This is a genomic window from Enterobacter sp. BNK-29 (assembly GCF_048684785.1).
Lineage (GTDB): Bacteria > Pseudomonadota > Gammaproteobacteria > Enterobacterales > Enterobacteriaceae > Enterobacter > Enterobacter cloacae_M.
Window position 1 is genome coordinate 2638960 of record NZ_JBLQTU010000001.1, and the last position, 24517, is coordinate 2663476.

Annotated in this window: 24 protein-coding genes; 2 read left to right on the plus strand and 22 right to left on the minus strand. The window is 59.3% G+C overall.

Annotation, left to right across the window (positions count from 1 at the left end; translation table 11 throughout):
* Positions 1–15 precede the first annotated feature (15 nt).
* From hpaB to hpaG, 9 genes are all read right to left on the minus strand, one after another.
* Positions 16–1578 (minus strand): 4-hydroxyphenylacetate 3-monooxygenase, oxygenase component, encoded by a 1563-nt coding sequence (gene hpaB, locus ACMGGX_RS12625; protein WP_063439872.1) that lies wholly within the window; start codon positions 1576–1578, stop codon positions 16–18.
* Positions 1579–1755: 177 nt separating this feature from the next.
* The gene (hpaA, locus tag ACMGGX_RS12630; protein WP_063439871.1) at positions 1756–2688 is read right to left on the minus strand and encodes a 4-hydroxyphenylacetate catabolism regulatory protein HpaA; all 933 of its coding nucleotides are present in this window, start codon (positions 2686–2688) and stop codon (positions 1756–1758) included.
* 9 nt (positions 2689–2697) lie between these two features.
* Entirely contained in the window at positions 2698–4050 is a 1353-nt protein-coding gene (gene hpaX / locus ACMGGX_RS12635; protein WP_181594331.1) for a 4-hydroxyphenylacetate permease, read from the minus strand.
* A 21-nt stretch (positions 4051–4071) separates the two neighbouring features.
* Positions 4072–4869 carry a 4-hydroxy-2-oxoheptanedioate aldolase gene (hpaI, locus tag ACMGGX_RS12640; protein WP_420298450.1) on the minus strand — a complete coding sequence of 266 codons (798 nt, stop codon included), beginning with the start codon at positions 4867–4869 and terminating at the stop codon, positions 4072–4074.
* 9 nt (positions 4870–4878) lie between these two features.
* Entirely contained in the window at positions 4879–5682 is an 804-nt protein-coding gene (gene hpaH / locus ACMGGX_RS12645) for a 2-oxo-hept-4-ene-1,7-dioate hydratase (RefSeq protein WP_045355040.1), read from the minus strand.
* 120 nt (positions 5683–5802) lie between these two features.
* A complete protein-coding gene (locus tag ACMGGX_RS12650; protein ID WP_143347564.1) occupies positions 5803–6183 on the minus strand; it encodes a 5-carboxymethyl-2-hydroxymuconate Delta-isomerase in 381 nt (126 codons plus the stop codon).
* 9 nt (positions 6184–6192) lie between these two features.
* Complete coding sequence (gene hpaD, locus ACMGGX_RS12655; RefSeq protein WP_045355043.1) at positions 6193–7044, minus strand: 3,4-dihydroxyphenylacetate 2,3-dioxygenase; 852 nt, start codon at positions 7042–7044, stop codon at positions 6193–6195.
* A 2-nt stretch (positions 7045–7046) separates the two neighbouring features.
* Complete coding sequence (gene hpaE, locus ACMGGX_RS12660) at positions 7047–8513, minus strand: 5-carboxymethyl-2-hydroxymuconate semialdehyde dehydrogenase (protein WP_045400869.1); 1467 nt, start codon at positions 8511–8513, stop codon at positions 7047–7049.
* Positions 8510–9787, minus strand: a complete 1278-nt coding sequence (gene hpaG, locus ACMGGX_RS12665) for a 4-hydroxyphenylacetate degradation bifunctional isomerase/decarboxylase (protein ID WP_420298451.1) — start codon at positions 9785–9787, stop codon at positions 8510–8512. Before hpaG ends, hpaE begins: the two co-directional genes overlap by 4 nt.
* Positions 9788–10058: 271 nt before the next feature.
* Between hpaG and hpaR the strand changes: the two genes are divergently transcribed.
* On the plus strand, positions 10059–10499 hold the full coding sequence (gene hpaR / locus ACMGGX_RS12670) for a homoprotocatechuate degradation operon regulator HpaR (RefSeq protein ID WP_023334396.1): 441 nt from the start codon (positions 10059–10061) through the stop codon (positions 10497–10499).
* 83 nt (positions 10500–10582) lie between these two features.
* Positions 10583–12247, plus strand: a complete 1665-nt coding sequence (tsr, locus tag ACMGGX_RS12675; protein ID WP_420298452.1) for a methyl-accepting chemotaxis protein — start codon at positions 10583–10585, stop codon at positions 12245–12247.
* Positions 12248–12339: 92 nt separating this feature from the next.
* On the opposite strand, the gene ACMGGX_RS12680 is transcribed toward tsr, so the two are convergent.
* From ACMGGX_RS12680 to dnaT, 13 genes are all read right to left on the minus strand, one after another.
* Positions 12340–12846: a GNAT family N-acetyltransferase gene (locus ACMGGX_RS12680; protein WP_420298759.1), complete on the minus strand. Its 507-nt coding sequence runs from the start codon at positions 12844–12846 to the stop codon at positions 12340–12342.
* Positions 12847–12875: 29 nt separating this feature from the next.
* Positions 12876–13349: a hypothetical protein gene (locus ACMGGX_RS12685; protein ID WP_023334399.1), complete on the minus strand. Its 474-nt coding sequence runs from the start codon at positions 13347–13349 to the stop codon at positions 12876–12878.
* A gap of 1 nt (position 13350) precedes the next feature.
* Positions 13351–14091, minus strand: coding sequence for a winged helix-turn-helix domain-containing protein (locus ACMGGX_RS12690; protein WP_420298453.1), 741 nt, complete (start codon positions 14089–14091; stop codon positions 13351–13353).
* 126 nt (positions 14092–14217) lie between these two features.
* Complete coding sequence (locus ACMGGX_RS12695; protein ID WP_194400857.1) at positions 14218–15174, minus strand: spore coat protein U domain-containing protein; 957 nt, start codon at positions 15172–15174, stop codon at positions 14218–14220.
* Positions 15165–17453 (minus strand): fimbria/pilus outer membrane usher protein, encoded by a 2289-nt coding sequence (locus tag ACMGGX_RS12700; RefSeq protein ID WP_420298454.1) that lies wholly within the window; start codon positions 17451–17453, stop codon positions 15165–15167. Before ACMGGX_RS12700 ends, ACMGGX_RS12695 begins: the two co-directional genes overlap by 10 nt.
* On the minus strand, positions 17374–18150 hold the full coding sequence (locus tag ACMGGX_RS12705) for a molecular chaperone (RefSeq protein WP_063439859.1): 777 nt from the start codon (positions 18148–18150) through the stop codon (positions 17374–17376). Before ACMGGX_RS12705 ends, ACMGGX_RS12700 begins: the two co-directional genes overlap by 80 nt.
* Before the next feature lie 2 nt (positions 18151–18152).
* Complete coding sequence (locus tag ACMGGX_RS12710; RefSeq protein WP_029741339.1) at positions 18153–18647, minus strand: spore coat U domain-containing protein; 495 nt, start codon at positions 18645–18647, stop codon at positions 18153–18155.
* A 32-nt stretch (positions 18648–18679) separates the two neighbouring features.
* A complete protein-coding gene (locus tag ACMGGX_RS12715; RefSeq protein WP_047173292.1) occupies positions 18680–19222 on the minus strand; it encodes a helix-turn-helix transcriptional regulator in 543 nt (180 codons plus the stop codon).
* A complete protein-coding gene (locus ACMGGX_RS12720) occupies positions 19219–19857 on the minus strand; it encodes an EAL domain-containing protein (RefSeq protein ID WP_029741337.1) in 639 nt (212 codons plus the stop codon). The genes ACMGGX_RS12715 and ACMGGX_RS12720 overlap by 4 nt, the downstream gene beginning before the upstream one ends.
* Positions 19858–20037: 180 nt before the next feature.
* Positions 20038–22329, minus strand: a complete 2292-nt coding sequence (gene opgB, locus ACMGGX_RS12725; protein ID WP_420298455.1) for a phosphatidylglycerol--membrane-oligosaccharide glycerophosphotransferase — start codon at positions 22327–22329, stop codon at positions 20038–20040.
* A gap of 270 nt (positions 22330–22599) precedes the next feature.
* Positions 22600–23082 (minus strand): DUF2501 domain-containing protein, encoded by a 483-nt coding sequence (locus ACMGGX_RS12730; RefSeq protein WP_073001066.1) that lies wholly within the window; start codon positions 23080–23082, stop codon positions 22600–22602.
* Between the two features lie 83 nt (positions 23083–23165).
* Positions 23166–23903: a DNA replication protein DnaC gene (gene dnaC / locus ACMGGX_RS12735; RefSeq protein ID WP_023310297.1), complete on the minus strand. Its 738-nt coding sequence runs from the start codon at positions 23901–23903 to the stop codon at positions 23166–23168.
* Positions 23900–24445, minus strand: a complete 546-nt coding sequence (gene dnaT, locus ACMGGX_RS12740; protein ID WP_029742210.1) for a primosomal protein DnaT — start codon at positions 24443–24445, stop codon at positions 23900–23902. The genes dnaC and dnaT overlap by 4 nt, the downstream gene beginning before the upstream one ends.
* Between the last annotated feature and the right edge of the window lie 72 nt (positions 24446–24517).

Here is a 24517-nt window from a genome sequence, read left to right on the forward strand (position 1 = left end):
CAACCTCCCGCTGCGCTATTTCAGCAGCTTGTCGAGCATGTTGATATCGCTGTTGTTGTGCAGGTGCGGCACCGTCCAGCCGTGCTGGTCGTACTCGGACATGCAGCGGTCGACCATCGCCATCATCTTGTCCATGTTGCCGGAGCTTTGCGCCTGGCGCAGACACTGCAGGCGGATCTCATCCTGGCTGCCGGAGTAGTTGATTTCGTACAGCTCGTGACGACCGCCAAACTCGCTGCCGATGGCGTCCCACATCAGCTTCAAAATCTTGATGCGTTCGACGTGATCCATACCGTTGGAGCCGCGCACGTATTTCGCCAGATACTGGTCGATCTGCGGGTTGTTCAGATCCCGGGCGCTGGACGGGAGGTAGATCAGACCGGACGTCACGTTACGCTCGATGATGTTCTTGATCTTGGCGTAGGCCATCGGGGCCATCACGCGGTAGGTTTGCAGCGCGGCGTGATCCGGCAGATAAGCACCGTTGACCCACGGGGTGGCTTCGGAGCACATGGAGTCGCTCAGCGCCCAGAACATGTTGCGCCAGGCCACCACTTCGCCGAGATCCGCCTGCACGCCGCGGAACTCCAGGGTACCGGTGCACTCCAGGGATTTCTTCAGCAGGGCGGTGATGAAGTCGAGCTTCACCGCCAGACGCACGCATGCCTGCAGCGGGTACATTCGCGCAAAGCCGCCCTCCATCGTCCAGCGACGGCAGCGGTCGAAATCGCGGTAGATCAGCACGTTTTCCCACGGGATCAGCACGTGATCCATCACCAGGATCGCGTCGTTCTCGTCGAAGCGGCTGGAGAGCGGGTAGTCGTAAGGGGATCCGGTTGCGCCAGCCACCATCTCGTAAGAGGCGCGGGAGATCAGCTTCACGCCTTCGGCATCCATCGGCGCGACGAACATCAGCGCGAAGTCCGGGTTTTCGCCCATCACCTGCGCGGAGCCGAAGCCGATCATGTTGTAGTGGGTCAGCGCCGAGTTGGTTGCCACCACCTTCGCGCCGCTGACGATAATCCCGGCGTCGGTCTCTTTCTCCAGCTTGATGTAGACGTCTTTCACCTCGTCCGCCGGCTTGTGGCGGTCGATCGGCGGGTTAACGATGGCGTGGTTGAAGTACAGGCCGGTTTCCTGAATGCGCGTGTACCAGCTGCGGGCGTTCTGTTCGAACTGGCCGTAGAAGGCCGGGTTGGCGCCGAGCGCGCAGCCGAACGCGGCTTTGTAGTCCGGCGTGCGGCCCATCCAGCCGTAGCTCAGGCGCGACCACTCGGCGATGGCGTCGCGCTGCTGGCGCAGGTCGTCGGCGCTTTTCGCCACGCGGAAGAACTTGTGGGTATAGCCGCCGCTGCCGGTGTCGGTGCCCCAGCAAAGCGTGTCCTGCATCTCCGGCTTGTGCAGCGCGTCGTACATCTGCGCGATGGAGGCCGCCGCGTTGCGAAATGCCGGATGGGTGGTGACGTCTTTGACGCGCTCGCCGTAGATGTAAATCTCGCGGCCGTCCTGCAGGCTCTTTAAATACTCTTCGCCGGTTAACGGACGTTTGGCATCAGCGCGGAAATCTTCAGGCTTCATAGGGACCTCGTATCGGAATAGGGTTGTTAAATTTATGTTTTGCTTTTGTTGTTTAATTGAAGCCTGAGAGGGGCGTAACGTGAAGGGACGATTGGGACAACGGCGGGTACTTTTCGCGAGAGATCGCAGAGTGTGATTTCCCTCACCCTAACCCTCTCCCAAAGGGAGAGGGGACGGTTACTCCCTCTCCCTTTGGGAGAGGGCCGGGGTGAGGGGAACAGGCGATACCGGTACTTTCTGCGCCCGATACGCGCTCGGCGAGCACCCCACTAAGCGGTTAAAAAACCGGGCAAAATAGGCCGGATCCTTAAACCCCAGCTGCCAGGCAATGTCGCTGACCGCGCTGTCGGAGAAGAGCAGCAAGCGTCTGGCCTCCCGCAGCTGGCGGTCGAAGATCAGCCGCTTCGGCGGGCGGTTGGCGAAGCGGCGGCAGATATCGGTCAGGCGGGATTCGGTCAGGTGCAGCTCGCTGGCGTATTCCGGCACCGTCCAGTGCTGGTGGTAGTGGGCATCTATTAGCTGGGTAAAGCGCTGGAACAGCTTCAGCTCGCCGCGCATGCCGCCCGAAGCGTGGTCGTCGAGCTTCGCGTTGCGCAGCAGCAGGGTAAACACCGCCTGCGCCAGCAGGACCAGAGTATGTTCGCGCCCCGGCAGCTGTTCCGTGGATTCCCGGGCAATGAGCTGCCAGTAGTGCTTCAGCGCCGCCAGCTCGTCCGGCCTGTCGGCCAGCGAGAGGCAGATCCCCGGCAGGCCAAACGCTTCACGCGTGCCGGGGTAGAGCACTTCCAGCAGCGGCCAGATGAGATCCTCGCGCACCGTCAGCACGTGTCCGTCGCTGTCGGATTCGGTGATAAACGCGTGCGGCACCGACGGCGGCGTGAGGACGAACAGCGGGGCCTGCACCGAGTAGCGGTGATCGTCGAGCTGGAGCTCAATCTGCCCGGTATCGAGAAAGTGCATCTGAAAATACTGGTCGTGACGGTGCGCCTGCATGTCGCGGCCAAAAAAGGCCGCCATGCGCGCGAACGACTGGTAGTGCACGTCGTCGGTGCCCAGACTTTCGTCGTACTCCTTGCTGATGTCGATGTTGGTAATGGGGCTCTGGCACATGGCGGCTCCCTAGTGGATCTTCTGCGCCGCGACGCCCGGCTCGCGCTCAAGGCTTTCGCGCTGCGTCATCGGGATGCGCGTCAACACCAGCGCGCCGACCACCAGCAGCCCGGCCACGAACCACAGCCCGGAGCTGAAGCTGCCGGTTGCATCACGCAGAATGCCGATCAGCAGCGGGCTAACGGCGGATCCGACGTTGCCGATGGCGTTGATCACCGCCAGCGCCACCGCGCGGGACTGCAGGCTAATCACCCGATCCGGCGTGGTCCAGAATATGGCCATGGCGGTAAAGGATCCGGTTGAGGCCATAATGATGCCAAGCAGCTGGATCAGGCTGTGATCGGTGGCCGAGGCCAGCATCCATCCCGCCGCGGCGAACAGGTACGGCAGGATGGTGTGCTTTTTTCGCTCTTTCAGCCTGTCGGAGCGTCGGCTCCACCAGATCATCCCGAGGATGGTGCAAAACTGCGGGATCGCCGCCAGCAGGCCGATGACGATATTGCTGCTTCCCGTGTTGAAGCTTTGCAGGATCTGCGGCGTCCAGATGTTGATGGCGCTGAGCGTGTTGGTCAGGCAGAAGTAGGCCAGCGTGTAGAGCAGCACCGCCGGGGTCAGCACTTCGCGCAGCGTCGAGCGCGGCGTGACGGATTGGGCAATGGCGACCTCCTGCTCGCGGGCGATCATCGTTTTCAGCGCCTGCTTTTCGTCGTCGTCCAGCCAGGTGGCCTGATCCGGCGTGTCGTTGAGGTAAAACCAGGTCACCACGCCGAGCACCACCGACGGCAGCCCCTCCAGCAGGAACAGCCACTGCCAGCCCTTCAGGTTCCACAGCCCGTCCATCGCCAGAATGTAGCCGGAGAGGATCGAGCCGAGCATCATGGTCACCGGCATGGCGATCATAAACAACGCGTTGGCGCGGGCGCGGTGATAGGCCGGGAACCACCAGGTGAGGTAGACCAAAATTCCCGGCAGGAAGCCCGCTTCGGCAATGCCCACCAGCATGCGCAGGACGTAGAGCGTTTCAGGGCTGGTGGCGAACATGGTGCAGGTGGAGGCGATGCCCCACACCACCATGATCCCGGCGATCCAGCGGCGCGCGCCGATTTTCGCCAGCATGATGTTGCTCGGGATCCCGCACAGCACGTAGGTGACGTAAAACAGCGTCGCGGCCAGGCCAAACATGGTCGACGTAAGGCCCAGATCTTTGCCCATCGTCAGCCCGGCAAAGCCGATGTTGATGCGATCGAGAAACGAAAAGACAAACAGGATAAAGAGAAAGACGATCAGGCGTCGGAACAGCTTGTTAATGGCGCGATGTTCAACAGCTTTATTATCATGGGTTTGCAGGGTAGAGGTCGTCATGGTGCGCTCCAGATCTTACGTTTAGTAGACGGATTTATTGTTATTAACTGACGTAACCGGTTGTTCGATAAAGCGTGCCGCCAGCGCTTCGGCGCTGCGGGCGAGCAGGGTGGTGTCGACGCCGACGGCGACAAACCGCGCGCCAAGCTCGAGGTAGCGTTTCGCCAGCGGCTCGTTCGCCATCAGGATGCCGGGCGCTTTGCCCGCGCTGAGGATCTGCGCGATCGCCTGCTCGATGGCGGCCTGCACCTCCGGGTGCTGCGGATTGCCGGCAAAGCCCATGTCGGCGCTCAGATCCGCCGGGCCGATAAACACGCCGTCGACGCCTTCCACGTCCAGGATCTGCGGCAGGTTTTTCAGCGCCTCGAGGGTTTCAATCTGCACCAGCACGCACATGGCGTCATTGGCCTGCTGCAGGTAATCCGGGATGCGGTTCCAGCGCGAGGCGCGCGCCAGGGCGCTTCCGACGCCGCGAATGCCCGCGGGCGGGTAGCGGGTGGCACGTACCGCCAGCCGCGCTTCGTCGGCGTTTTGCACCATCGGCACCAGCAGGGTTTGTGCGCCCACGTCCAGCAGCTGCTTGATCTGCACCGGGTCGTTCCACGACGGGCGCACTACCGGCTGGCTGGGATAGGGCGCGATGGCCTGTAATTGGGTTAACACGGTCTGCACGCTGTTCGGCGCGTGCTCGCCGTCGATCAGCAGCCAGTCGAAGCCTGCCCCCGCCAGCAGCTCGGCGCTGTAGCTGCTGGTCAGCCCCAGCCATAACCCGATTTGCGGGCGGCCCGCCTCCAGCGCCGTTTTGAATGCGTTTTGCATGGTCCTCTCCTAAACAAAGCGGCAGCTGATGGAGCCCATGTTGCCGTAGTCGACGTGGAAGGTGTCGCCTCTGCTGGCGGGCACCGGGCGGGTAAACGAGCCGCCGAGGATGATTTGCCCCGGCTCAAGCTGCACGTCGTACGGCGCCAGCTTGTTCGCCAGCCACGCCACGCCGTTCGCCGGGTGGTTAAGCACGCCTGCGGCAACGCCGGTCTCTTCGATCACGCCGTTGCGGTAGAGCAGGGCGGAGATCCAGCGCAGATCCAGTTCGTCGGGCTTAATCGGGCGGCCGCCGAGGATCACCCCCGCGTTGGCGGCGTTATCGGAGATGGTGTCGAACACCTTGCGCGGGCGCTGGGTTTCCGGATCAACGTTGTGACAGCGGGCGTCGATCAGCTCCAGCGCGGGGATGACGTAGTCCGTAGCGTTGTAGACGTCGAAGATGGTGCAGTTCGGGCCGCGCAGCGGTTTCGCCAGCACGAAGGCCAGCTCCACTTCGATGCGCGGGACGATGAAGCGATCGACGGGAATGTCGCTGCCGTCGTGGAAGAACATGTCGTCCAGCAGCGCGCCATAGTCCGGCTCGCTAATCTGCGAGCTTGCCTGCATCGCTTTGGAGGTGAGGCCGATCTTGTGGCCCTTCAGCACGCGGCCTTCGGCGATTTTCAGGCTGACCCATTCGCGCTGAACGGCGTAGGCGTCTTCAATGGTGATCTCCGGGTAGTCCAGCGAGATCGCGCGGATCTGCTCCCGGGTTTGTTCCGCCTGATGCAGGCGGTGGGCGATCAGGGTATGGGTGTGTTTGTCGAGCATGGCGATATCCTGTTTTATGTTTTTTTCTCCCTCTCCCCGTGGGAGAGGGACGGGTGAGGGCATCGGGCCGCAGAGATTTCCCCTCACCCTAACCCTCTCCCAAAGGGAGAGGGGACGGTATTACTTAAACAACGCGTGCACGTTGTTTTGTTTGTAATTGAGCGTCGGGTGCAGCTCGTCGAGCTCGAACGACAGCGCCAGATAGCGGTCGGCCATCAGCTCCGCGAAATGTGCCTTGATCAGCGCAAACAGCATCTCCCCGACGGCTTCCCGGCTCTCCAGGCTACGCCCGGAACCAATCTTCAGCGTCATATGCACAAAGGCGTAATCGTGCCTGCCGTCGGCCATCTGCCAGGTGTCCAGCCAGTGGGCGCGGCTGCGGATGCCGCCGATGGGGAAGATGCCCGTGGCGGCGAGCGCCTCGTTGACTTTGGCGAACAGCCCCGGCAGGTCGGCCTGCTCGCGGATGTTGTCGGTACATTCAGCAATAAAGTGCGGCATGGTGGCTCCTTACGCGGGCAGCGGGAAAACGGCGTTAACCTGGCCGGTACCGGAGCTGGCGAACAGCTCGGTGAGGAACTCCACCTTGCCGTCGTACTGGTCCCAGCCGAGCATCCCCAGCAGCATCACCGTGTCGTGCATGTTGCCCTCGCCGTAGCAGTAGTCGGCGTACTCCGGCAGCATGCTGCAAAACTCTTTGAACTGCCCCTCGCGCCACAGCTTCACCACGCGCTCGTCCATCTGACGGTCAAACTCGCGGGTGTAGCTGTTCATCCCTTCCTCCGCGCGCTGGTCGTCGATAAAGCGGTGCGACAGCGAGCCGCTGGCGAGCACCGCCACGGTGCCGTCGTATTTTTCGATGGCGCTGACGATGGCCTCTCCCAGCCTGCGGCTGTCGGCGAAGTCGTGAACCGTGCAGAACGCCGAGATGGAGACTACTTTGAAGTGTTTATCCGCATTCATGTAGCGCATCGGCACCAGCGTGCCGTACTCCAGCTTGAGGCTCGGGATGTTGTGCGCTTTGGCGCGCACGCCGAGCTTCACCGCCTCGTCGGCGATCAGCTGGCCGAGTTCCGGGTTGCCGTCGTAGTCGTAGGTCATGTCGCGGATAAAGTGCGGCAGCTCGTTGCTGGTGTAGACGCCCGCAAAATGGTCCGCACAGTTGATGTGGTACGCGCTGTTCACCAGCCAGTGGGTGTCGAACACGATGATGGTGTCCACGCCCAGCTCGCGGCAGCGCTTGCTGATTTCTTTATGCCCGTCGATGGCCGACTGGCGGCAGCCGTGGTTTTTCCCCGGCAGCTCGGAGAGGTACATCGACGGAACGTGAGTGATTTTTGCCGCTAACGCTAATTTACCCATGGTCAGATCCCCCACTTTGGAATCGGATGGTCGCCCATGGAGATGCAGACGTTCTTCATCTCCGCGAACACCTCGAAGCTGTACTCGCCGCCCTCGCGGCCGGTGCCGGAGGCCTTCACGCCGCCAAACGGCTGGCGCAGGTCGCGCACGTTCTGGGTGTTGACGAACACCATCCCCGCTTCGATATTGCGCGCCAGGCGCAGCACCTTGCTGACGTCCTGGGTCCAGATGTATGACGCCAGGCCGTACTCCACGTCGTTCGCCAGGCGCAGCCCTTCCGCTTCGTCCTTAAACGGCAGCAGGCAGGCCACCGGCCCGAAGATCTCCTCCTGCGCCACGCGCATGCGGTTGTCGACGTCCGCCAGCACGGTCGGGCGCAGGAAGTTGCCGCCCTTCAGGTGCGCAGGCAGATCGGTCGGTTTGTCCGGGCCGCCCGCCAGCAGGGTTGCGCCTTCTTCAATGCCGAGGCGGATGTAGCCGGAAACCTTCTCCCAGTGCTGTTGGCTGATGAGTGCACCGATCTGGGTATTCGGATCGGTCGGATCGCCCACGCGCAGGCGGTTGGCACGCTCGGCAAAGCGCTTCACGAATTCCGGGTAGATGCTCTGCTGGATGAAGATGCGCGAGCCCGCGGTGCAGCGCTCGCCGTTGATCGAGAAGATGGTGAACAGGGCGGCGTCCAGCGCGCGCTCGATGTCGGCGTCTTCAAAAATCAGCACCGGGGATTTGCCGCCCAGCTCCATGGAGTATTTCTTCAGCCCGGCGTTTTTCATGATGTTGCGCCCGGTGGCGGTGCCGCCGGTGAAGGAGACGGCGCGCACGTCGTGATGGCGCACCAGCGCGTCGCCCGCCGTCGCGCCGTAGCCCTGCACCACGTTGAGCACGCCCGCCGGAATGCCAGCCTCCAGCGCCAGCTCGCCCAGACGGTCGGCGGTCAGCGGGGAGAGTTCAGACATTTTCAGCACCGCGGTATTTCCGAGTGCCAGGCACGGCGCAACCTTCCAGGTGGCGGTCATAAAAGGCACGTTCCACGGCGACACCAGCGCGCAGACGCCCACCGGCTGCACCAGGGTGTAGTTGAGCATCTTGTCGTCGACCGGGTAGGTTTTGCCGTTCATCTGCTGGCACACCTCGGCGAAGAACTCGAAGTTGTGCGAGGCGCGCGGAATGAGCACGTTTTTGGTCTGGTGGATCGGCAGGCCGGTGTCGGCGGTTTCCATGGCGGCGATCTCGGGCACGTTCTGGTCGATCAGGTCGCCCAGACGACGCATCAGGCGCGCGCGCTCCTTCATCGGCAGGTTAGCCCATTTCGGGAACGCCTCTTTGGCGGCAGCGACGGCCTGGTGAATTTCAGCTTCACCGCCGGAGGCGACCTCTGCCAGCACCTCGCCGGAAGCCGGGTTGGTGGTGTGGAAGTACTCGCTTCCGGCAACGTTTTTACCGTTGATCCAGTGGTTAATCTTTTTCATTTTGCAGTCTCCTCGCTGACAATTCGGTTCCCCAGGCGTCCCACGCCCTCCACTTCCACTACCACCTCATCGCCCGGCACCACGTCGGACAGCCCCTTCGGCGTGCCGGTGGCGATCATGTCGCCCGGCTGCAGGGTCATAAAATCGCTCAGGTACGCAATCAGGTACGGGATGCTGAAGATCAGATCCGCCGTGGTGCCTTCCTGGCGCAGCTCGCCGTTGACGAAGGTGCGCAGGGCGAGGTTGTGCGGGTCGGGAATCGCCGCTTTCGGCACGATGTGGGGGGAAATGGGCGTTAGCCCGTCGCGGCTTTTTACCCGCAGGTTCGGGCGGTAGTAGTTTTCCAGGTAGTCGCGGATGGCGTAGTCGTTGCAGACCGTATAGCCCGCAACATAGTCCATCGCCTCGGCTTCGCTGACCTTACGCGCGGTTTTACCGATGACCACCACCAGCTCCGCTTCGTAATGCATGTATTCGATATTGTTCGGGCGCACCGACGTCTGGCCGTCACCGTTGAAGGTGTTTGGCGCTTTGATAAATACCAGCGGCTCGGTTGGCGGCTTGAAGTCCAGCTCGCTGGCGTGGTCGGCATAGTTCAGACCGAGGGCAAACAGCGTGGCGTGCGGCGGCGTGCTGTGCGCAATAGTGACGCTACGCTCATCCACCACCGGGTTTTCCAGCGGCGGAAAGCCTTCCGCCAGAATACGCACGCGATCGCCCGGGCGGATCTCAACGCGGCTTTGCGGGGTGCCGAGCAGGATCGCATCGCCGGGATTGAGGGTGGCGAACTCGCTCAGGGCGCTCAGCAGTTCGGCGGCGTTACGCTGAAGATCGGCCGTGCTCCAGTGGTCCGCTTCGCGGCCGTTGATCTCGGTGATGATGGTCAGGTTATCCACGTTATCAACGGCGATCAGCTCGCCGAGCGGGCAAAATCCGTCCCGGCATTTGGCCTTGATGGCCGGGCGGTAGAAGCTCTCTTCCGGCAGGCTCACCTCGTTGGCGAGCGCATATCCCGCGATGTACTCCGCGGCGTCCTCCGCACGCACCCTGCTGGCGGTTTTGCCCACGACCAGCGCCACCGTCGCACCGCTTAATACCGTTTCCCCGTGCGGGAAGGGGATCGGCTCGCCCGCGCGAATCACCGTGTTATGCGGCTTGATAAACCACACCGCCGTTTTCGGCGGCGTGTTGTAGGGCGCTTTTTCAAAGGCCTCACGCCAGGCTTCACGCTGGCTTTGATGGTTGAGGGCGACGGCAAAAACGGTACCTTTCATTCATATACTCCTCACCCCGGCGGTCCGGGTTGTGATTTCATTAATATGTTAATGATCTGGTTTTATGCTTTTGCTGTTTATTTCGCAATCAGAAGTGAAAGATTTGTGATGGGAGTAACAATAAATTTACATTATGTAATTTGTTTATAGTAAAATCAAACAGTTAATAAAATTATTGGGTTTCTGTTAGACTTTTTGACGGAAAACGTGTTGTTTATAAAAACATCTTTTAGTGATTGTTTACTTGTTAATGATGTTAAGGGGAAAGGCTATGCATGATTCATTAACCATCGCGCTGCTGCAGGCGCGGGAAGCGGCGATGTCGTACTTCCGCCCGATCGTGAAGCGCCATAACCTGACCGAGCAGCAGTGGCGCATCGTGCGCGTGCTGGCTGAACATCCGTCGATGGATTTTCACGATCTGGCGTTTCGCACCTGCATCCTGCGCCCGAGCCTGACCGGCATTCTGACGCGGATGGAGCGCGACGGCCTGGTGCTGCGCTTAAAGCCGGTGAACGACCAGCGCAAGCTGTACGTGTCGCTGACCAAAGAGGGGAATGCGCTGTATGAACACGCCCAGGCACAGGTCGAAGAGGCGTATCAGCAGATCGAGGCGGAATACACGCCGGAGAAGATGAAACAGCTGACGGCGCTGCTGGAAGAGTTTATTGAACTCGGAAACCGGCATAACGCAGCGCGGGAAGAAGAGTAAAAACCACAAATTCCAGGATGATTTTCGTAAAGTTTTCCCTTTCCAGGCCGAAAATTCTGTATCTGTCTGAGGAAAGAGAAAACATGTTAAACCGTATCAAGATTGTCACCAGCTTAATGCTGGTTTTAGCGATATTTGGCCTTTTACAACTCACGTCCGGTGGTCTTTTCTTTAATGCCCTTAAGAATGACAAAGAGAATTTCACCGTCCTGCAAACCATTCGCCAGCAACAGTCCACGCTGAACGCCAGCTGGGTAGCGTTGCTGCAAACCCGTAATACCCTGAACCGTGCGGGTATCCGCTACATGATGGATCAGAGCAATATCGGCAGCGGCGCGACCGTTAACGATTTGATGCAAATCGCGTCTACGTCTCTGAAACAGGCGGAAAAAAACTGGGCTGCCTACGAAGCCCTGCCGCGCGATCCGCGTCAAAGCGATGCGGATGCCATGGAGATCAAGCGTAACTATGATATTTACCACGGCGCGCTGGCGGAGCTGATTCAGCTTCTGGGTGCCGGCAAAATCAACGCCTTCTTCGACCAGCCGACCCAGAGTTATCAGGACGGTTTTGAGAAGCAGTACGTGAGCTACCTGCAGCAGAACGACAAGCTGTACCAGACGGCGGTCGAAGACAGCAACAGCTCCTTCAGCCAGGCTATCTGGGTGCTGATCAGCGTCCTGATTGCCGTGCTGGTGGTGATCGTGGCCGTCTGGCTCAACATCAAGCAGACGCTGATCTCTCCGCTGAATCGTCTGATCGACAACATTCGCCATATCGCCAGCGGTGACCTGGTGAAGCGCATTGAGGTTCAGGGCACAAACGAGATGGGTGAACTGGCCGACTCGCTGCGCCATATGCAGGGTGAGCTGGTGCGTACCGTCGGCGACGTGCGTAACGGCGCGAACGCTATCTACAGCGGCGCGAGCGAAATTGCGATGGGCAATAACGACCTCTCTTCCCGTACTGAACAGCAGGCCGCTTCCCTGGAAGAGACCGCTGCCAGCATGGAGCAGCTGACGGCGACCGTTAAGCAGAACGCCGAAAACGCCCGTCAGGCGAGCCATCTTGCGCTGAGCGCCTCTGAAACCGCGCAGAAAGGCGGCAAAGTGGTGGATAACGTGGTGCAGACCATGCGTGATATCGCGGGCAGTTCGCAGAAAATTGCCGACATTATCAGCGTGATCGACGGCATTGCCTTCCAGACCAACATTCTGGCACTGAACGCGGCGGTAGAAGCGGCGCGTGCGGGCGAGCAGGGGCGTGGTTTTGCGGTGGTGGCAGGTGAAGTACGTAACCTGGCCCAGCGCAGCGCCCAGGCGGCTCGCGAGATTAAGAGCCTGATTGAAGACTCCGTGGGCCGCGTGGAAGTAGGTTCAACGCTTGTCGAAAGCGCCGGTGAAACCATGGGTGAGATTGTGAACGCGGTGACCCGCGTAACGGACATCATGGGTGAAATCGCCTCTGCGTCTGACGAGCAGAGCCGCGGTATCGACCAGGTGGGTCTGGCGGTCGCTGAGATGGATCGCGTGACCCAGCAGAACGCCTCGCTGGTTGAGGAATCTGCCGCAGCGGCGGCCGCTCTTGAAGAGCAGGCGAGCCGTCTGACTCAGGCCGTGGCGGTGTTCCGCATTCAGCAGGAGCAGATGAAAGCGCGCGAGTTCGCTGCGGCTAAAGCGGTTTCCACGCCGATGATGGCGCGTAAAACCGCGACGGCCGATTCAGGCGATAACTGGGAAACGTTCTAACCCGGTGCGTTGTGCCGGGTGGCGGCTGCGCCTTACCCGGCCTACGGTTCAGGGTTTTGTAGGCCCGGTAAGCGCAGCGCCACCGGGCGATATTACAGAGGCAGGCGCATGGCGCAGCGCGTTTCAAAGGCGAAACCGTGCGCTGTCTCTTCTTCCCTTTTCTGACGCATTTCAGGCGTCAGCGTCGTCATTTTTTCAAACCCCAGCCGCGCATAGAACGGCGCGTTCCACGGTACGTCTCTGAACGTCGTCAACGTCAGCGCTGTCAGCCCTCTTTTACGGGCATGGTCTGCCACGCAGGCGATGAGCTGCCTGCCGATCCCTTTTCCCTGCCAGTCCAGATCAACCGAGAGTTCGACAATAAACAGTGATGAAGGATGGGCCTCGGCAAGGATAAACCCGACGGGCTGGTCGTTAGCCAGCGCCAGCCAGCTTAGCCCACGTTCGACATACTCAAGGTGCTGCTCAGCGGAAATGACCTCGCCGTCGGCAAGCCAGGCGAGATCCGGGCTTTCACGAAAGCGCTCGCCCGCCGCGCGTTCAATGGCGGGCAGGGCGATAATGTCGTTAGGGGTAGTGGGGCGAATATGAATGTGCATGGCGGGAAGTATAGCCTGACCCGTCGACATTATTCCGAGCAGATCAGCACCGGCGAGTAAAAATTGCTGATCACCAGCGCGTCTTCCGGCGTGCGCTCTATCGTCAGGAGCCTTTTATTGCCCAGCGTCAGGCCTGCGACGTACTTTTCAAAGACCCCGGGCGGCATGGCATCGTGGCTAAAACGCTCCACTTTTTGAATGACAATTTCATACAGTTCGCCCTCCACGTGACGCCATTTAAACATCTCCTGGCGGGAAACCTCCCAGCTGCGCGGGGCATTCACCACGCTGCCGTTTAGCGTGATGTACCCCGTTTTGTCAGGGTGAAAACGCATAATGATCTCGCCGTCAAAGGTGAAATCGTGGCTGTCGCGCCGGTCGGAGAAGGTCAGGTTTCCATCGCAGGCTACCGAGAGCGGGGGCGTGTGGAAGTACCAGGCCAGCGCGGCGCCCAGCAGCAGCAGGTTCAGGATCAGAATTAGCCAAACTTTTTTGTGTCTCATATCACCACTCGTAATAGTAAAGCGTACGACAGGCGCTGGCTTTACCCCGCGTGAGGGAACACTGGGAGAGCACCAGCCGCCCTTCGTGGCCGTAGAAAAGCGTTCTCTGAATGTGCATGTAGAAAATCGAATTTTTCAGGCACGGAAGATGGCCGTCCTGCTGAAGAGTCTGCGCCAGCCCAATCGCCTTCTCATGGAACACGTCCGCCAGCGGCGTAAAGGTGTAGACCGGACAGGTGCCGATATGCGTCAGCAGATGGATCTCCCGCTGCGAGTTTTCTGGCTTGATGAGTGCGATCCAGATGCATAGCGCAACGACGACCAGCGTGAGCGCGCCGCAGAACAGCCATTCCGGGCGAATGCGCCTTGCCGGTTTCGCCGTTTCGGCGGTCGGTGGGGCCTCCTCAAGCGGGGTGACCGTGACGTCTGCGCTGAGCATAAAGCCTGTTTTCGGTACGGTAACGATAAACAGCTCGTCAGGTAGCAGGGTCGCCAGCATCTTGCGCAGAATGCTGATGTACTGGTTTAAGGAGTTGTTAGACCCCTGGAGCCCTCGCCGATCCCAGACTTCCTGAAGAAAGGTTTCCCGTTCGACCACGTTCCCATGATGCTGAACCAGCAGCCTCAGGATGGTATTCGCCGTACAGGTGAGGAGCTGCGCATCTTCATCCGGCGCATTGATAAGAGAAACAGAACCGTCCTCGTCGTTATAGACGATGGCGTCAGCAAGCAGGTATTTCATAAGTTCTTGTAATAAAAACAGAGATAACGAATAAAAAGAGAAGGCTTACGCCTTCCGGGCAGCACTGCTGGCTATTTTAACGCCACTGTTACCGATAACATTGATCCAGACAGGATTTTGGGTGGTTTAATAAGTCAGCGTGATAATCACGTCATCAATAAATTCCCCGGTACCGGTTAGCGGCTGTGCCGGGACTTCGCCGAAAACGGTGTAGTTCTGGGTGCCGCCTGCAGGGTTGGTGACCTGCAGCGCATCGCCGCTGCTTTGATCCCCCCAGCGTTGCGTGGCCGCCTCATCCTGCCAGAGCCCGTAGCGCAGGCACTGGCCCTCGCTGTTACAGAGCTGCCGCTGACTACCGCTGGCATGGTTGCCTTTGCCCATGGCAAGGGTGAACGCGATCCCGGCCGGACAGCGCGTGGTGACGGTGGCGGTGGATCGCGTCGGGCGTAGGGTAGCGGTGCTGGTCAGGGTGCCGAAGTTAAGCGGAGTTACGCGCTCGATGTAGCATCCCTGGCTGATTTCGGCCTGCGCGTTGGTGCCGCCCTGCACCTGCTCCCCCTCTGCTGAACCGTCCGAGCAGTTTTGCAGCGCATCCTGACGCATGGCGCTGTGCCAGGCGATGCGCAGATTCATGTTGTAGTTGTAATAGTGGTAGGCCGGAAGCTGGCTTTGCCCTGCCGGAATGGTGGCGATAAGCGGAAAGGTACCGCTGACGTTGGCATTGCTTTCCGCGGCCAGGGTCTGCTGAATCAGGTTCCCACTGCTGGCAGGCCCCAGCTCCTGAGAGCGTGCTGCGCCATTAAGCAGGCGGAAGAGGAGAGTATACTGTTTCCCCTCCTGGTCCCCCGGCGAGATCATCTCAAAGGGCGGGGCGTCTACGCTGCTCAGGCAGACATTGATATATTCCGTTCTGCCCTCGTTGTCGGCCTGGCAGCTAAATTTTACCTCGGTGTTGACGGAGGTTGTGTTGCCCGCCACGACGTTGCCAAAGTTAATGGCGGGCGTTGAGGTTATCCAGCAGGCTGCCGCCATCGCCTTCACGGACAGGACGAGCAGCAATAATAACGGCGCTCTTAATGACACAGTTGTTCTCCGATATTCTGTATTGATGACGCAGTACGCGGCGCCGGAAGCGTGACCCGGCACTCCCCCTCACCGGTCTTCACCACCAGTTCACCCGGCAGGGGCGGATCTTCAAGCCAGATAAAGCCGTCGCGTCCTACGATGGTCGCACCCTGCGGCGTTGACACGACGCTGCCCAGCGGGAGCGGCCTGCGGCGGCTGTCGACCAGTCGGGCCTGAACCGTGACGGCGTGATGGACGTTAAAATCGACTTTTACCGCGCTGCTGTTGCCCGGTCTGGCATGCATATCGGTGACGGGAGCGATCACATCGGCGGGCAGATCGAGCGGGTTAATGCTGATTTTGCTGTTGTGGTAACGCGGCAGGTCGGTCAGCAGGAGATAACCGTCCTCATCCGTTTCACCGGCCGGGCGGTTTTCCAGCATCACCGGTACGTGCCCAATGCCGTGCGTTGACACCAGCGCCATGCCCTGCTGGATATAGCGCAGCGCATGCAGGCTGCCGTCCAGCAGCGTCAGGCTGCCTTCGGCTGAGGCGTACTGGTTGCCCTGGTTAGCACCTTGCTGCAGCCCAACGTGCCATTCGCCCGCCCGGCCCAGATAGCCTACGTCCGCATATCTTTCACGTCGTTCGCCAAAGCCCTGGCCCAGCTCCCAGGACCAGCCGCCGGCCTCATCGTCCGGCTGGTGGCGGTAATCCATGCGCGGTTTATCCCGGCTGGCCTGAACGGAGAGCGTGTCCTCGCGACCCAATGGGACGGAAAGCAGCAGCTGAACGTGACTCGATGAATCCGTAAACGAGCGGGTATAGCTCAGCGTGGTGGAGATATGTGCTGGCAGCGACAGCGACCAGGAGGCGTTGAGGTAACGCTGTGTATTGCCCTGAATGTTCTGCTGTACCCAGCCCGCGCCCACGGTTCCGAAGTGGGGGACGGACTGGCTTACCCAAACGCTGTCGCTGCGTCTGACGGGCGCGGCACCGCTCATTCGGGCGTTGTCGGCGAATCCCGCCCCGGTACGGACGGTGCTGGCAGAAATGCCCGTTCCTCTCCCGTTCCACTGCCAGCCGAGGCCCCACTGAACGCCCTTTCCGTAAGGGCTGTCGCTCACGGCAACGTGCTGGCTGACCACCCCTACGGCGGGAGAGACCAGCCAGTCTGCGCCCGTGCCAACGTTGCGCAGCCTGCGCTGCTGTTCCGTATGCAGCGCCAGCGTCAGGTGATTATTCACCCCATAGCGCCAGCCCGCGTCCAGCAGGGGCGAGGCGGCATAGTCGTTGGAGTGCCGGGCGTAGTTTTCCCGCATCCAGCCGATGTCCAGCGAGCCGCTGCTGAGCCCTTCCGCCAGCATGCCCGGCGCGCCGTAGAGATCGAGCTGTACGGCGCGACGCTGACCGTTGATATCGGTAATGACCACCTCCGCCTGCCCGCTGCCGGTGAAGGAGGGCAGGGTATCCAGCAGAAAGTCTCCCGGCGTGACGCGCTGGCTGCTCTGCTTAAGGCCGTCGATATACAGATCGACCGTGGAAGGCAGCACGGCCGTGTCGCTGTAGCGGCTGCGCGGTTCGGTATTGAGCTGGGGATTGAGCTCAAAATTACGTGCCCAGTGCAGACCGCCAAAGCGTACCTGCCGGCTCCAGCGGGTGCCGGTGGTGATGTTGTCGCCCAGCGCCAGCGTGGTCAGCGAGTCGGTATTATCCCACTGCCAGCGGGTTTCGAGACGGGTGTGGGTAGGCCGACCGGCGCTGTTTTCCTCCCCGGCATGGCTTGAAAAACTGCTGCTGAACGTTCCGGGTAACCCTCCGGACGCGGTCAGCATGGTCTGGGCGTTAAGCTGGCGCTTCCCCTGCGCATCGCTGGCGTAGAGCGCGTATCCGAGCGTATACGCGCTGACGGGCTGCGCATCAGGATAACGGTAAAGCGGTGTGGGCTTTGAGACGGTCAGATGCTGCTGGCCCTCGAACGCCTCTGCCTCTGCGGTAATCGACACCTGCTGGGACAGCACGTCGACATTGACCTTCAGGCCCGGCAGGGACGTCAGCTCAACCCACCCGGCGCGATCGTCCGGGGCGTGAAGCCCCAGCTTTTTCATGTCGCTGCGGCTTATCCATAGCGCATTATCCACCACCCGGCAGGCCCAGAGCTCGCCTCGCGGGGCGTGGTTCACGGTAATGGCCAGCCATTGTACGGTGTCGTTGGGTTCAGCCCGGGCTGACAGCATGAGCGGTAGCCAAAACAGGAGCGCGAGAAGCGAGCGGGCGCAGGGGTATCTGGCTGGCATGGTGGTCATCATTGAGATAGACGCGCAGCGTGCTGAGCGCGTGTCGTGAAGCCTGCTTAAGCGGTAAAAGGGCGGTTTGTCCCGGGAGCACATAGCCCGCCAGGCCTTTAATCGACCCTACAACCTGCCCATCGGCCGTCAGGGCCTCAAGGTGGCTCAGGCGGATGTGGCGGTTTCCGGCGTTAAAGCAGCGGAGGGTGGCCGGCATTTCTGCCTGCTCACAGCTCAGGGCATCGTGGCTGGCTGGCGCGTCCTGGTTCCCGGCAATAAACACCGGAATCGAGTAGCGCAGCAGGAAGTGCACCGCGTTGGGATTGGCGGCACGGGACGTGGCGTCCGGCAGCTCGTCAATGACCAGCCGGTAACTTTGCTCCTGTGCACGGACGCCAGGCTGCATGACGATAATACGCACCAGCTGCTGCTGGCCCGGCGCCAGTGATGTCATCGCCGGGCTGCTGACCACCTCCCCGGTGGCCACCAGAACATCTTTACCGTTTTTTTGCGTCCATTCGTACACCCGAATCTGCGCATGGATGGCCGCTTTCCCACTGTTAGTGAGATAGACCGCCGCTGCCCGCTGATTGCTCTGCAGGTCGAGCGTTACCGGGGCCACCTGAAGCGTGGCGGCCAGCGCGTAGCGCGACAGCAGCGCCAGCATCATGAGCCACAGAATGAAGCAGGGAAGGTAGCGACGCACGATCAGTACTCCAGTTTTAACGTGATATCGTCGCTGTAGGTACCTGCCTGGGCGGTTGTCAGCGCCCCGGCGTCAATCACGCCATACAGCGTTTCCTCCTGTTCCGCACCGTTGCCGGTATCGTCCAGGCCATTCGTGCCGGTGATTTGCGTCTGTTTGCCTTCGTCGGCAAAGAGTTTCCACGCAATCTTCTGCGCGCCCGTTTCGCCGTTTTCCGGCTTCAGCCAGAAGGTACCGTTTTCGCCGTCGTTGCTGGTGGCCGTGAGGGTGAAAGGCGTGCCGTTGGTACAGACGATATCGACCTGCGTTTTGGCCTGGATTTCGCTCGACTCATCGGAGCCGTGACGCGAGAAGTTGAGGTCGTTGGCTTTAAGGGTGCACGACTTCACGACCTCAAGTGATACGTGCATCGTCGCGCTTGCGGTACTGTCTGCGGCGATCGCAGCAGCAGGAAGCAGGAGAACGGAACAACATACAAGGGTGGGAATAATTTTCATGATCTTATTTCCTGACGTGAGTAACAGTGCAATTACAAAGCGAATGACTGAGCGTCCAGCAGGCAGAGTTTTCGATGGAATTCCGCCAGGCTGTGACAACAAAATTTGTTCATCGCGTTACGCTTGTGGGTGTAGATCGTTTTAGGGGACTTATTCATGATTTTTGCGATGCGAACCGGACTGAATCCTTTATGGAGCAACATGCAAACCCGCCTCTCCTGATGCGAGAGCGTGGCGGCGTTTTCGATGGCGAATGTCGTGTCGCTAAAACAGTGGCTTAGCTGCGCAAACGAGAGGTTGTCCGCGACCACTCGGACCCGCTCGTTGCGCAGGCAGGCGTGAACGTCGCAGACCCGCGCGGCATCCGTAAATACCAGCCAGTTCTCTCCAGCGTGTGTATTAAGCAGCCGTTCCTGCAGGTGCAAAAGCCCTTCAGGATTAACGTCATGGATCCAATACATCTCCGGGCGCGGGGTAACGGCCGTCGAGATCATCGAAGTGAGGCCAAGCCATAAAAACGTATTCCCGCTCAGAACGATAACCTGATAACCAGCATTCGGAATGAAAGGGGTCATTTTCTACCCCACAGATAGCCCTGGCCGTAATCGGCCGCGCTGGCGCGGGCCAGCGCGAAATCACCCGCGGTTTCGATGCCTTCGATCAGCACCTTGCTGGCGACGCGCTTGCACTGGCGGGTGAGATGCAGAAACTTTGCCTGCTCGATCCGCCCGTTCCAGAAGGTATGTTTGTCAATTTTGATGCCGCAAAAGCGGATCTGGCTGGTCAGAAGATCGGGAAGAAGGTCTTCGCAGACATCGTCTGCCCACACTTCTATCCCCCACTGATGGAGCGTCGCGATGCATTTCCGCAGCGCCTGGCTTTGCGTATCCTCGAGCTGGACCATCGTATGGAGATCGGTGACCTCGATAGCAAGTCTCTCCGGGCAGGGTGTCTCTTCTTTTAGCCTGTCGAGGAAGTCCGTTTCCAGCAGTAAATCCGATGTCGCATTGAGATAATACTTGTCGCCATCCTTGCAAAACATGGCGTGACGAAGCTGCGCAAAGAAGTGCGCTTTACGCTGCGTCGCGGGCATCGAGCCAAAGTAATCTTCAAGATTGACGTGGGGCTTTGCCGTAGACAATACCTCCCAGGCAATCACATTTTCACTGCGCAGTGCCCGGATGGATTCGAACTTATAGCCGGTTAGCATGATAAAAGTGCGTAACGCTCCGTTGTGATTTCAGGAGTCGCACATTTTATGGATTTGTATTTTGGCGGGATATTTATAGATAAAAATGGCTTATATAAAGTGTTTTTATCTAATTTATAAGCCTGATATAGGATTATTTATTTTCATAAGCGCCCGGCAGTACGCCGGGCGCGACGCGTATTAACCCGCTTTGCTGACGATTTTGATTTCAACCATGCCGATCCCGAGCTCGCGCGGTGAGTGCCCAAGGATATTCCCCTCGTTCGTGGACTGCGGGTCCGGCGGCACGATCACCAGGGTATTGCTGCGCGAAGGATTCTCAAAATGCAGCGTCTGCGTGCTCACGTCGTTCCCGAGCGTCAGCGTCTGCTCCCGATCGCCCACGCGCACGGGGACGGGCTTGTTAGCGTTGGGGCCATACGCTCTGGCGGTTATCACCAGGTCGAACTGTTCCGGCAGCGGGTGGGCGTACTCAATTTTCACCTCGTTGCCCAGCTGCGCGTTGGACCAGCGCCCCCAGGACTCCGGACGCGAGATGCCGCTAAACTGCTTCACTTCCTCGGGTGCGCCGGCCACGTTAAAGATAAAGCTGTCCGCTTTGTAGCGAATATCGTTATCGCTGACTTTAAGCATGTCGATGTTGTGCTGATAGCGCGCGGTATCAATCACCGTATCGTTGAACGCGGTTTTGCCTTTCCACTGGGCTTTATCCACGTGCTGCACGGTTTGCTCCCCGCCAAGCTGACCCTGAGAGACGCACCAGTCGGTAGAAAGCGCCAGCGGCAGCGACCAGAGCTGGCCCATTTTGTAGCACCGGTCGACCCAGACGAAATTATCGCGCGGAGCAAAATCGGCCAGCTGATAGCGCAGCGGCGCGGAATATTCGCTTTCCGGCAGCGGCTCGACGCGCCCCGCCGACACGCGCACCAGCAGCGGCAGATGGAAGCTGCTGCCCGAGAAGGCAATCGTGTTTTTATCCCGATCGACGGTGAAGTCCTTCATCTCTTTCGGGAAGTTCCACAGGCGGATAATGTCTGGCTTCCAGGCGAGGATTTTATCCTTCATGTTGAGGAACACTTCCGACAGGGATTGCCCCGACAGCGTGCTGCGGCCCAGGCCAATAAAGTTGTCGCCGCCCAGAATGTCCAGCACGGTTGCGCCGTTATCCATGGAGTTGCGTTTGGTGGCAATTACCTCCTGCTGCGGCTGGTCGCCGCGCAGGACGAAGAACAGGTTGCTGCGATCCTGCTTGTTGAGCCGATCCCAGGCGCTGTTTTTCATCGCCAGATGGTCAGACGAAACGACGATGACGGTGTTTTTAAACCAGGGCGAGGCTTTGATTTTCTCGACCAGCGCGGCAATGTGCTCCTGACTGCAGGTCACGGCGCTGAAAGACGTGTTGTTTTTGCCGTCGACGTCATAGCTTTTGCGTTTGCAGCTGCGCGAGACGAACCCGTCCGGATGGTGGGTATCCACCGTCAGCGCAAAGAGGGAGAAACGCTTGCCCGCGCGGGAAAGCTCCTCGAATTTCTTCCAGGTTTCGTCGAGTACCGTATCGTCATAGAAGCCCCAGTCGTTGCGGTAGCTCGGATCGGCAACCGTCGTTTTTAACTCTTCTGAGCCATACAGGTGGTCAAAACCGTGGGATTTCAGGAACACGTCTTTTCCGGCAAAGCGCAGGTTTGCCCCCTGCACAAAATAGTTTTCGTAGCCGGAGTTTTTCAGGATATCACCGAGGCAAATATTCTGGGGGAAGAACGTCGACATCGAGGCTGAGGCGTTACCTTCAAAAGGCGCGAACAGCGGGATACCGCACTGGGAGGCAACCATACCGGCAATCGTATAATCCGTGCCGGGAAGCTGCATGGTGTGGCTGAAATCGAGCCCTTCATTTTTCAGCGCACCCAGGTCCGGCGTCAGGTTGGGGAAGGCATCGTTATCAAAGTACGTGCGCTCCAGGCTTTCGCCGTAGATGTAGACCAGATTGAGCTTCGGGTTGGCGATCGTTTTGGACGGTTCTTTGTAGTAAGCCGCGAAATCCGGATCGCCGTCGCGCGACTGGGATTTTACCAGCTCGGTGATCTGATGGAACGCCGGGCTGGCGTCGACGGAGGCCAGCGCCAGGAACAACGCCAGCAGGCTGTAGCCATGATGGTGCGGGTGATGGCGACGTCGGCGCAGCACCCAGGCCAGCGCGCCAAAAATCGTCACCAGCGCGACGATAAGGCCGAGCCCCGGAAGAATGTATTTGCCCACGCCCGCGCCCGTCAGGCTGTTCGTCAGCGTGTAGAGCACCGCATCGTTAATACCGTCACCGGTAAAGTAGTCGCTGGCGTATAAGGTAATGTTTAAAATAATAAAAATGCCGAGTACTACCAGCGTGGCGATAAACCACCAGGTGTGACGGCCGGCTTTCCAGGCGTAAACGCCGACAGAAGCCAGAAAAAGGATAAGAGACATGAATTCTGACAACAGCATATCCTCATGACGCCAGGTGCTTCACTGGCTAACTGTTTATTTTTTGGGTCATACAATGTAATTGCGATGTCGTTAAGCTGCAATTTTAGTGTCACGAAAGTGTGCTGTTGTTAGGATTTGGTTTAGAAAATCGTTTTTATGAAGAAGGTCGCATCCTGACAAACGGACGCTGAGACGGTGGCAACCAGGAAAAACGCTCGTTTAGCGCCGCGTTGCAAGACTATCGCATTAAACGCGGCGTGTTGTGGCAGAAAATGGGGTGGATCAGGAGATGAAATTAACGCCTTGTTTCAGCACCAGATCGCAGGCTTTGGTTTTCACCTGTTTTGCCAGAGAAGAGTTGCCGAGGGTGCTCAGGTTTAGCTGCTGCCCGTTTTGCGCGTTAAGCAGGCCCTGAATGCCGTCCATATAGTTGGTGTCCGCTTTCTGCTCCTGGGTATCCAGACCCAGTTTACCCAGCACCTGGTTTTTCACGTTTTGCGCGTCGGTCACGGAGGCCAGCTTTTGCTTTGCGCAATATTCCAGAATCCCCGCCGCGTTGTTCATCGTGCCCGCGCTAAGGCTCTGAGAGCTGTTGCCCAGCAGGCTGGTGAGGGAAGAGGCGGAGAGTCCACCCTGAGAGCTGCTGCTCTCTTTGGTCAGCTCATTTGCCGCGCTTGACAGGGACTCCTGCCAGGATGCCGCTTGCGCTGCGCCGGTCACCAGCAGGGCGCCTAAAAAGGTGCTGATTAGAATCTGTTTTTTCATCATGGCTCTCTCAAAAAGGTCCGTTTTGGGCCGAAGGGGTTCCAGTATATACCTATGCCCTGGCGGCGATTCCTGGAACTGTCTTAATACTCTTTGCCGGTAACGCGGCTGCGGTAACTTTCCCAGTCGAAGATGACATAAAGACTGTTACCCAGCTTCATGCGGTCCATGACGCGTTCACCCAGCAGGCGGGTCATCTCGTCGATATTGTGGTTCGTCAGCATGCCGGTGGGGCGTTTGGACGAGGAGCGGCGGTCGACAATCTGGTTGATGATCACTTTTTCATAGCGGGATTCTGTCTGAACGCCAATCTCGTCGATGACCAGTAAATCGACATTGCTCAGATCGTTAAGCAGCTGTTCTTCGCTGGTTTCGCGGTTGCTGAAGGTATCTTTCATCGCGGACATGATATCGGCCACGGTGATGATGAGAACCGATTTACCCCGCAGAAGCAGCTCGTTGCAGATGGCGGCTGCAAGGTGGTTTTTTCCGGTACCCGGCTTGCCGCTAAAGATGAAGCTGGCGATATTGCCGTCGAATTCATCCACGTACTGACGGGCGGCGGCAAGGGCGTTCATCTGCCCGCTGGTCTCGATTTTATAGTTATCGAACGAGCAGTTCTGGTGCAGGGGACGTATACCGGAGCGGTTAAAGGTGCGCTGCATTTTCATCGCCCGGTTTTCCCGGGCGAGCGCGGCGGCGCGGATCTCACCTTGCTCTTTTTGCCACGCCAGAAGCTCTTCACCCGTGGTAAACGCGGGCTTCACGTTGGCAGGCATCATTTTTTGCAGACGTTTCATCAGGTCGCCGACGTTCTTCATTTCGCACCTCGGAATCCGCTGGGGATCTGTTTATCCGGTTCGGAAAACGCGTTGATATCGCGTTTGGGCTGGCCGTTGTTGCCGGCGCGGGTAATTTGAAGATGACGCGCGAGCTTTTGCTGCCACTGAATATGGGTGAAGACTTTCCCTTCCGCCTGCCACCAGGCGGTAAACGCGGCGAGCTCTTCCGCGGTGGCCGGCTGGGTTAGCGCAATGCCCCACAGCGCGGCCTGCCGCTGAAAATCCGCATCCGGCTGCCAGCCCGCGTACAGGGCAAATTTTCCCATCGGAACGGTCACGGGGACGTTAACCGGTTCATCAAAGAACTGGTTGTCCAGCGTGATATCGCTCGCCGGGCGTGACAGTTGCGCTTCAATCTCCAGAAGCTGCGCCAGGCGTTCCGGCGTGATTGCGTAGAACGCCGGCGCGTTGTCGGCAAAAACCGCAACCGTGCCGCCTTCGGCATGGGTCAACACACCGCGTGGGTCGCGCATAAAGGCATCAATGCCAGCAATGCTGGTGGTCAGAATTCTGGAGGACATAACGCTTACTCTACTGATTACTACGGGCGTGATATGGGCTTATGGTAGCACAGAGAGAGGAAAGGGAAGGAG

Bases quoted from the DNA above. Each gene is read 5' to 3' on its own strand.
- ACMGGX_RS12730 (WP_073001066.1), bottom strand. From the start codon at position 23,082: ATGAAAAAACAGATTCTAATCAGCACCTTTTTAGGCGCCCTGCTGGTG.
- hpaI (WP_420298450.1), bottom strand. From the start codon at position 4,869: ATGCAAAACGCATTCAAAACGGCGCTGGAGGCGGGCCGCCCGCAAATC.
- hpaG (WP_420298451.1), bottom strand. From the start codon at position 9,787: ATGAAAGGTACCGTTTTTGCCGTCGCCCTCAACCATCAAAGCCAGCGT.
- hpaA (WP_063439871.1), bottom strand. From the start codon at position 2,688: ATGTGCCAGAGCCCCATTACCAACATCGACATCAGCAAGGAGTACGAC.
- hpaR (WP_023334396.1), top strand. From the start codon at position 10,059: ATGCATGATTCATTAACCATCGCGCTGCTGCAGGCGCGGGAAGCGGCG.
- hpaE (WP_045400869.1), bottom strand. From the start codon at position 8,513: ATGAAAAAGATTAACCACTGGATCAACGGTAAAAACGTTGCCGGAAGC.
- ACMGGX_RS12720 (WP_029741337.1), bottom strand. From the start codon at position 19,857: ATGCTAACCGGCTATAAGTTCGAATCCATCCGGGCACTGCGCAGTGAA.
- hpaB (WP_063439872.1), bottom strand. From the start codon at position 1,578: ATGAAGCCTGAAGATTTCCGCGCTGATGCCAAACGTCCGTTAACCGGC.
- ACMGGX_RS12680 (WP_420298759.1), bottom strand. From the start codon at position 12,846: ATGCACATTCATATTCGCCCCACTACCCCTAACGACATTATCGCCCTG.
- dnaT (WP_029742210.1), bottom strand. From the start codon at position 24,445: ATGTCCTCCAGAATTCTGACCACCAGCATTGCTGGCATTGATGCCTTT.
- hpaH (WP_045355040.1), bottom strand. From the start codon at position 5,682: ATGCTCGACAAACACACCCATACCCTGATCGCCCACCGCCTGCATCAG.
- ACMGGX_RS12710 (WP_029741339.1), bottom strand. From the start codon at position 18,647: ATGAAAATTATTCCCACCCTTGTATGTTGTTCCGTTCTCCTGCTTCCT.
- dnaC (WP_023310297.1), bottom strand. From the start codon at position 23,903: ATGAAGAACGTCGGCGACCTGATGAAACGTCTGCAAAAAATGATGCCT.
- ACMGGX_RS12700 (WP_420298454.1), bottom strand. From the start codon at position 17,453: ATGCCAGCCAGATACCCCTGCGCCCGCTCGCTTCTCGCGCTCCTGTTT.
- ACMGGX_RS12690 (WP_420298453.1), bottom strand. From the start codon at position 14,091: ATGAAATACCTGCTTGCTGACGCCATCGTCTATAACGACGAGGACGGT.
- ACMGGX_RS12650 (WP_143347564.1), bottom strand. From the start codon at position 6,183: ATGCCGCACTTTATTGCTGAATGTACCGACAACATCCGCGAGCAGGCC.
- hpaX (WP_181594331.1), bottom strand. From the start codon at position 4,050: ATGACGACCTCTACCCTGCAAACCCATGATAATAAAGCTGTTGAACAT.
- hpaD (WP_045355043.1), bottom strand. From the start codon at position 7,044: ATGGGTAAATTAGCGTTAGCGGCAAAAATCACTCACGTTCCGTCGATG.
- tsr (WP_420298452.1), top strand. From the start codon at position 10,583: ATGTTAAACCGTATCAAGATTGTCACCAGCTTAATGCTGGTTTTAGCG.
- ACMGGX_RS12715 (WP_047173292.1), bottom strand. From the start codon at position 19,222: ATGACCCCTTTCATTCCGAATGCTGGTTATCAGGTTATCGTTCTGAGC.
- ACMGGX_RS12685 (WP_023334399.1), bottom strand. From the start codon at position 13,349: ATGAGACACAAAAAAGTTTGGCTAATTCTGATCCTGAACCTGCTGCTG.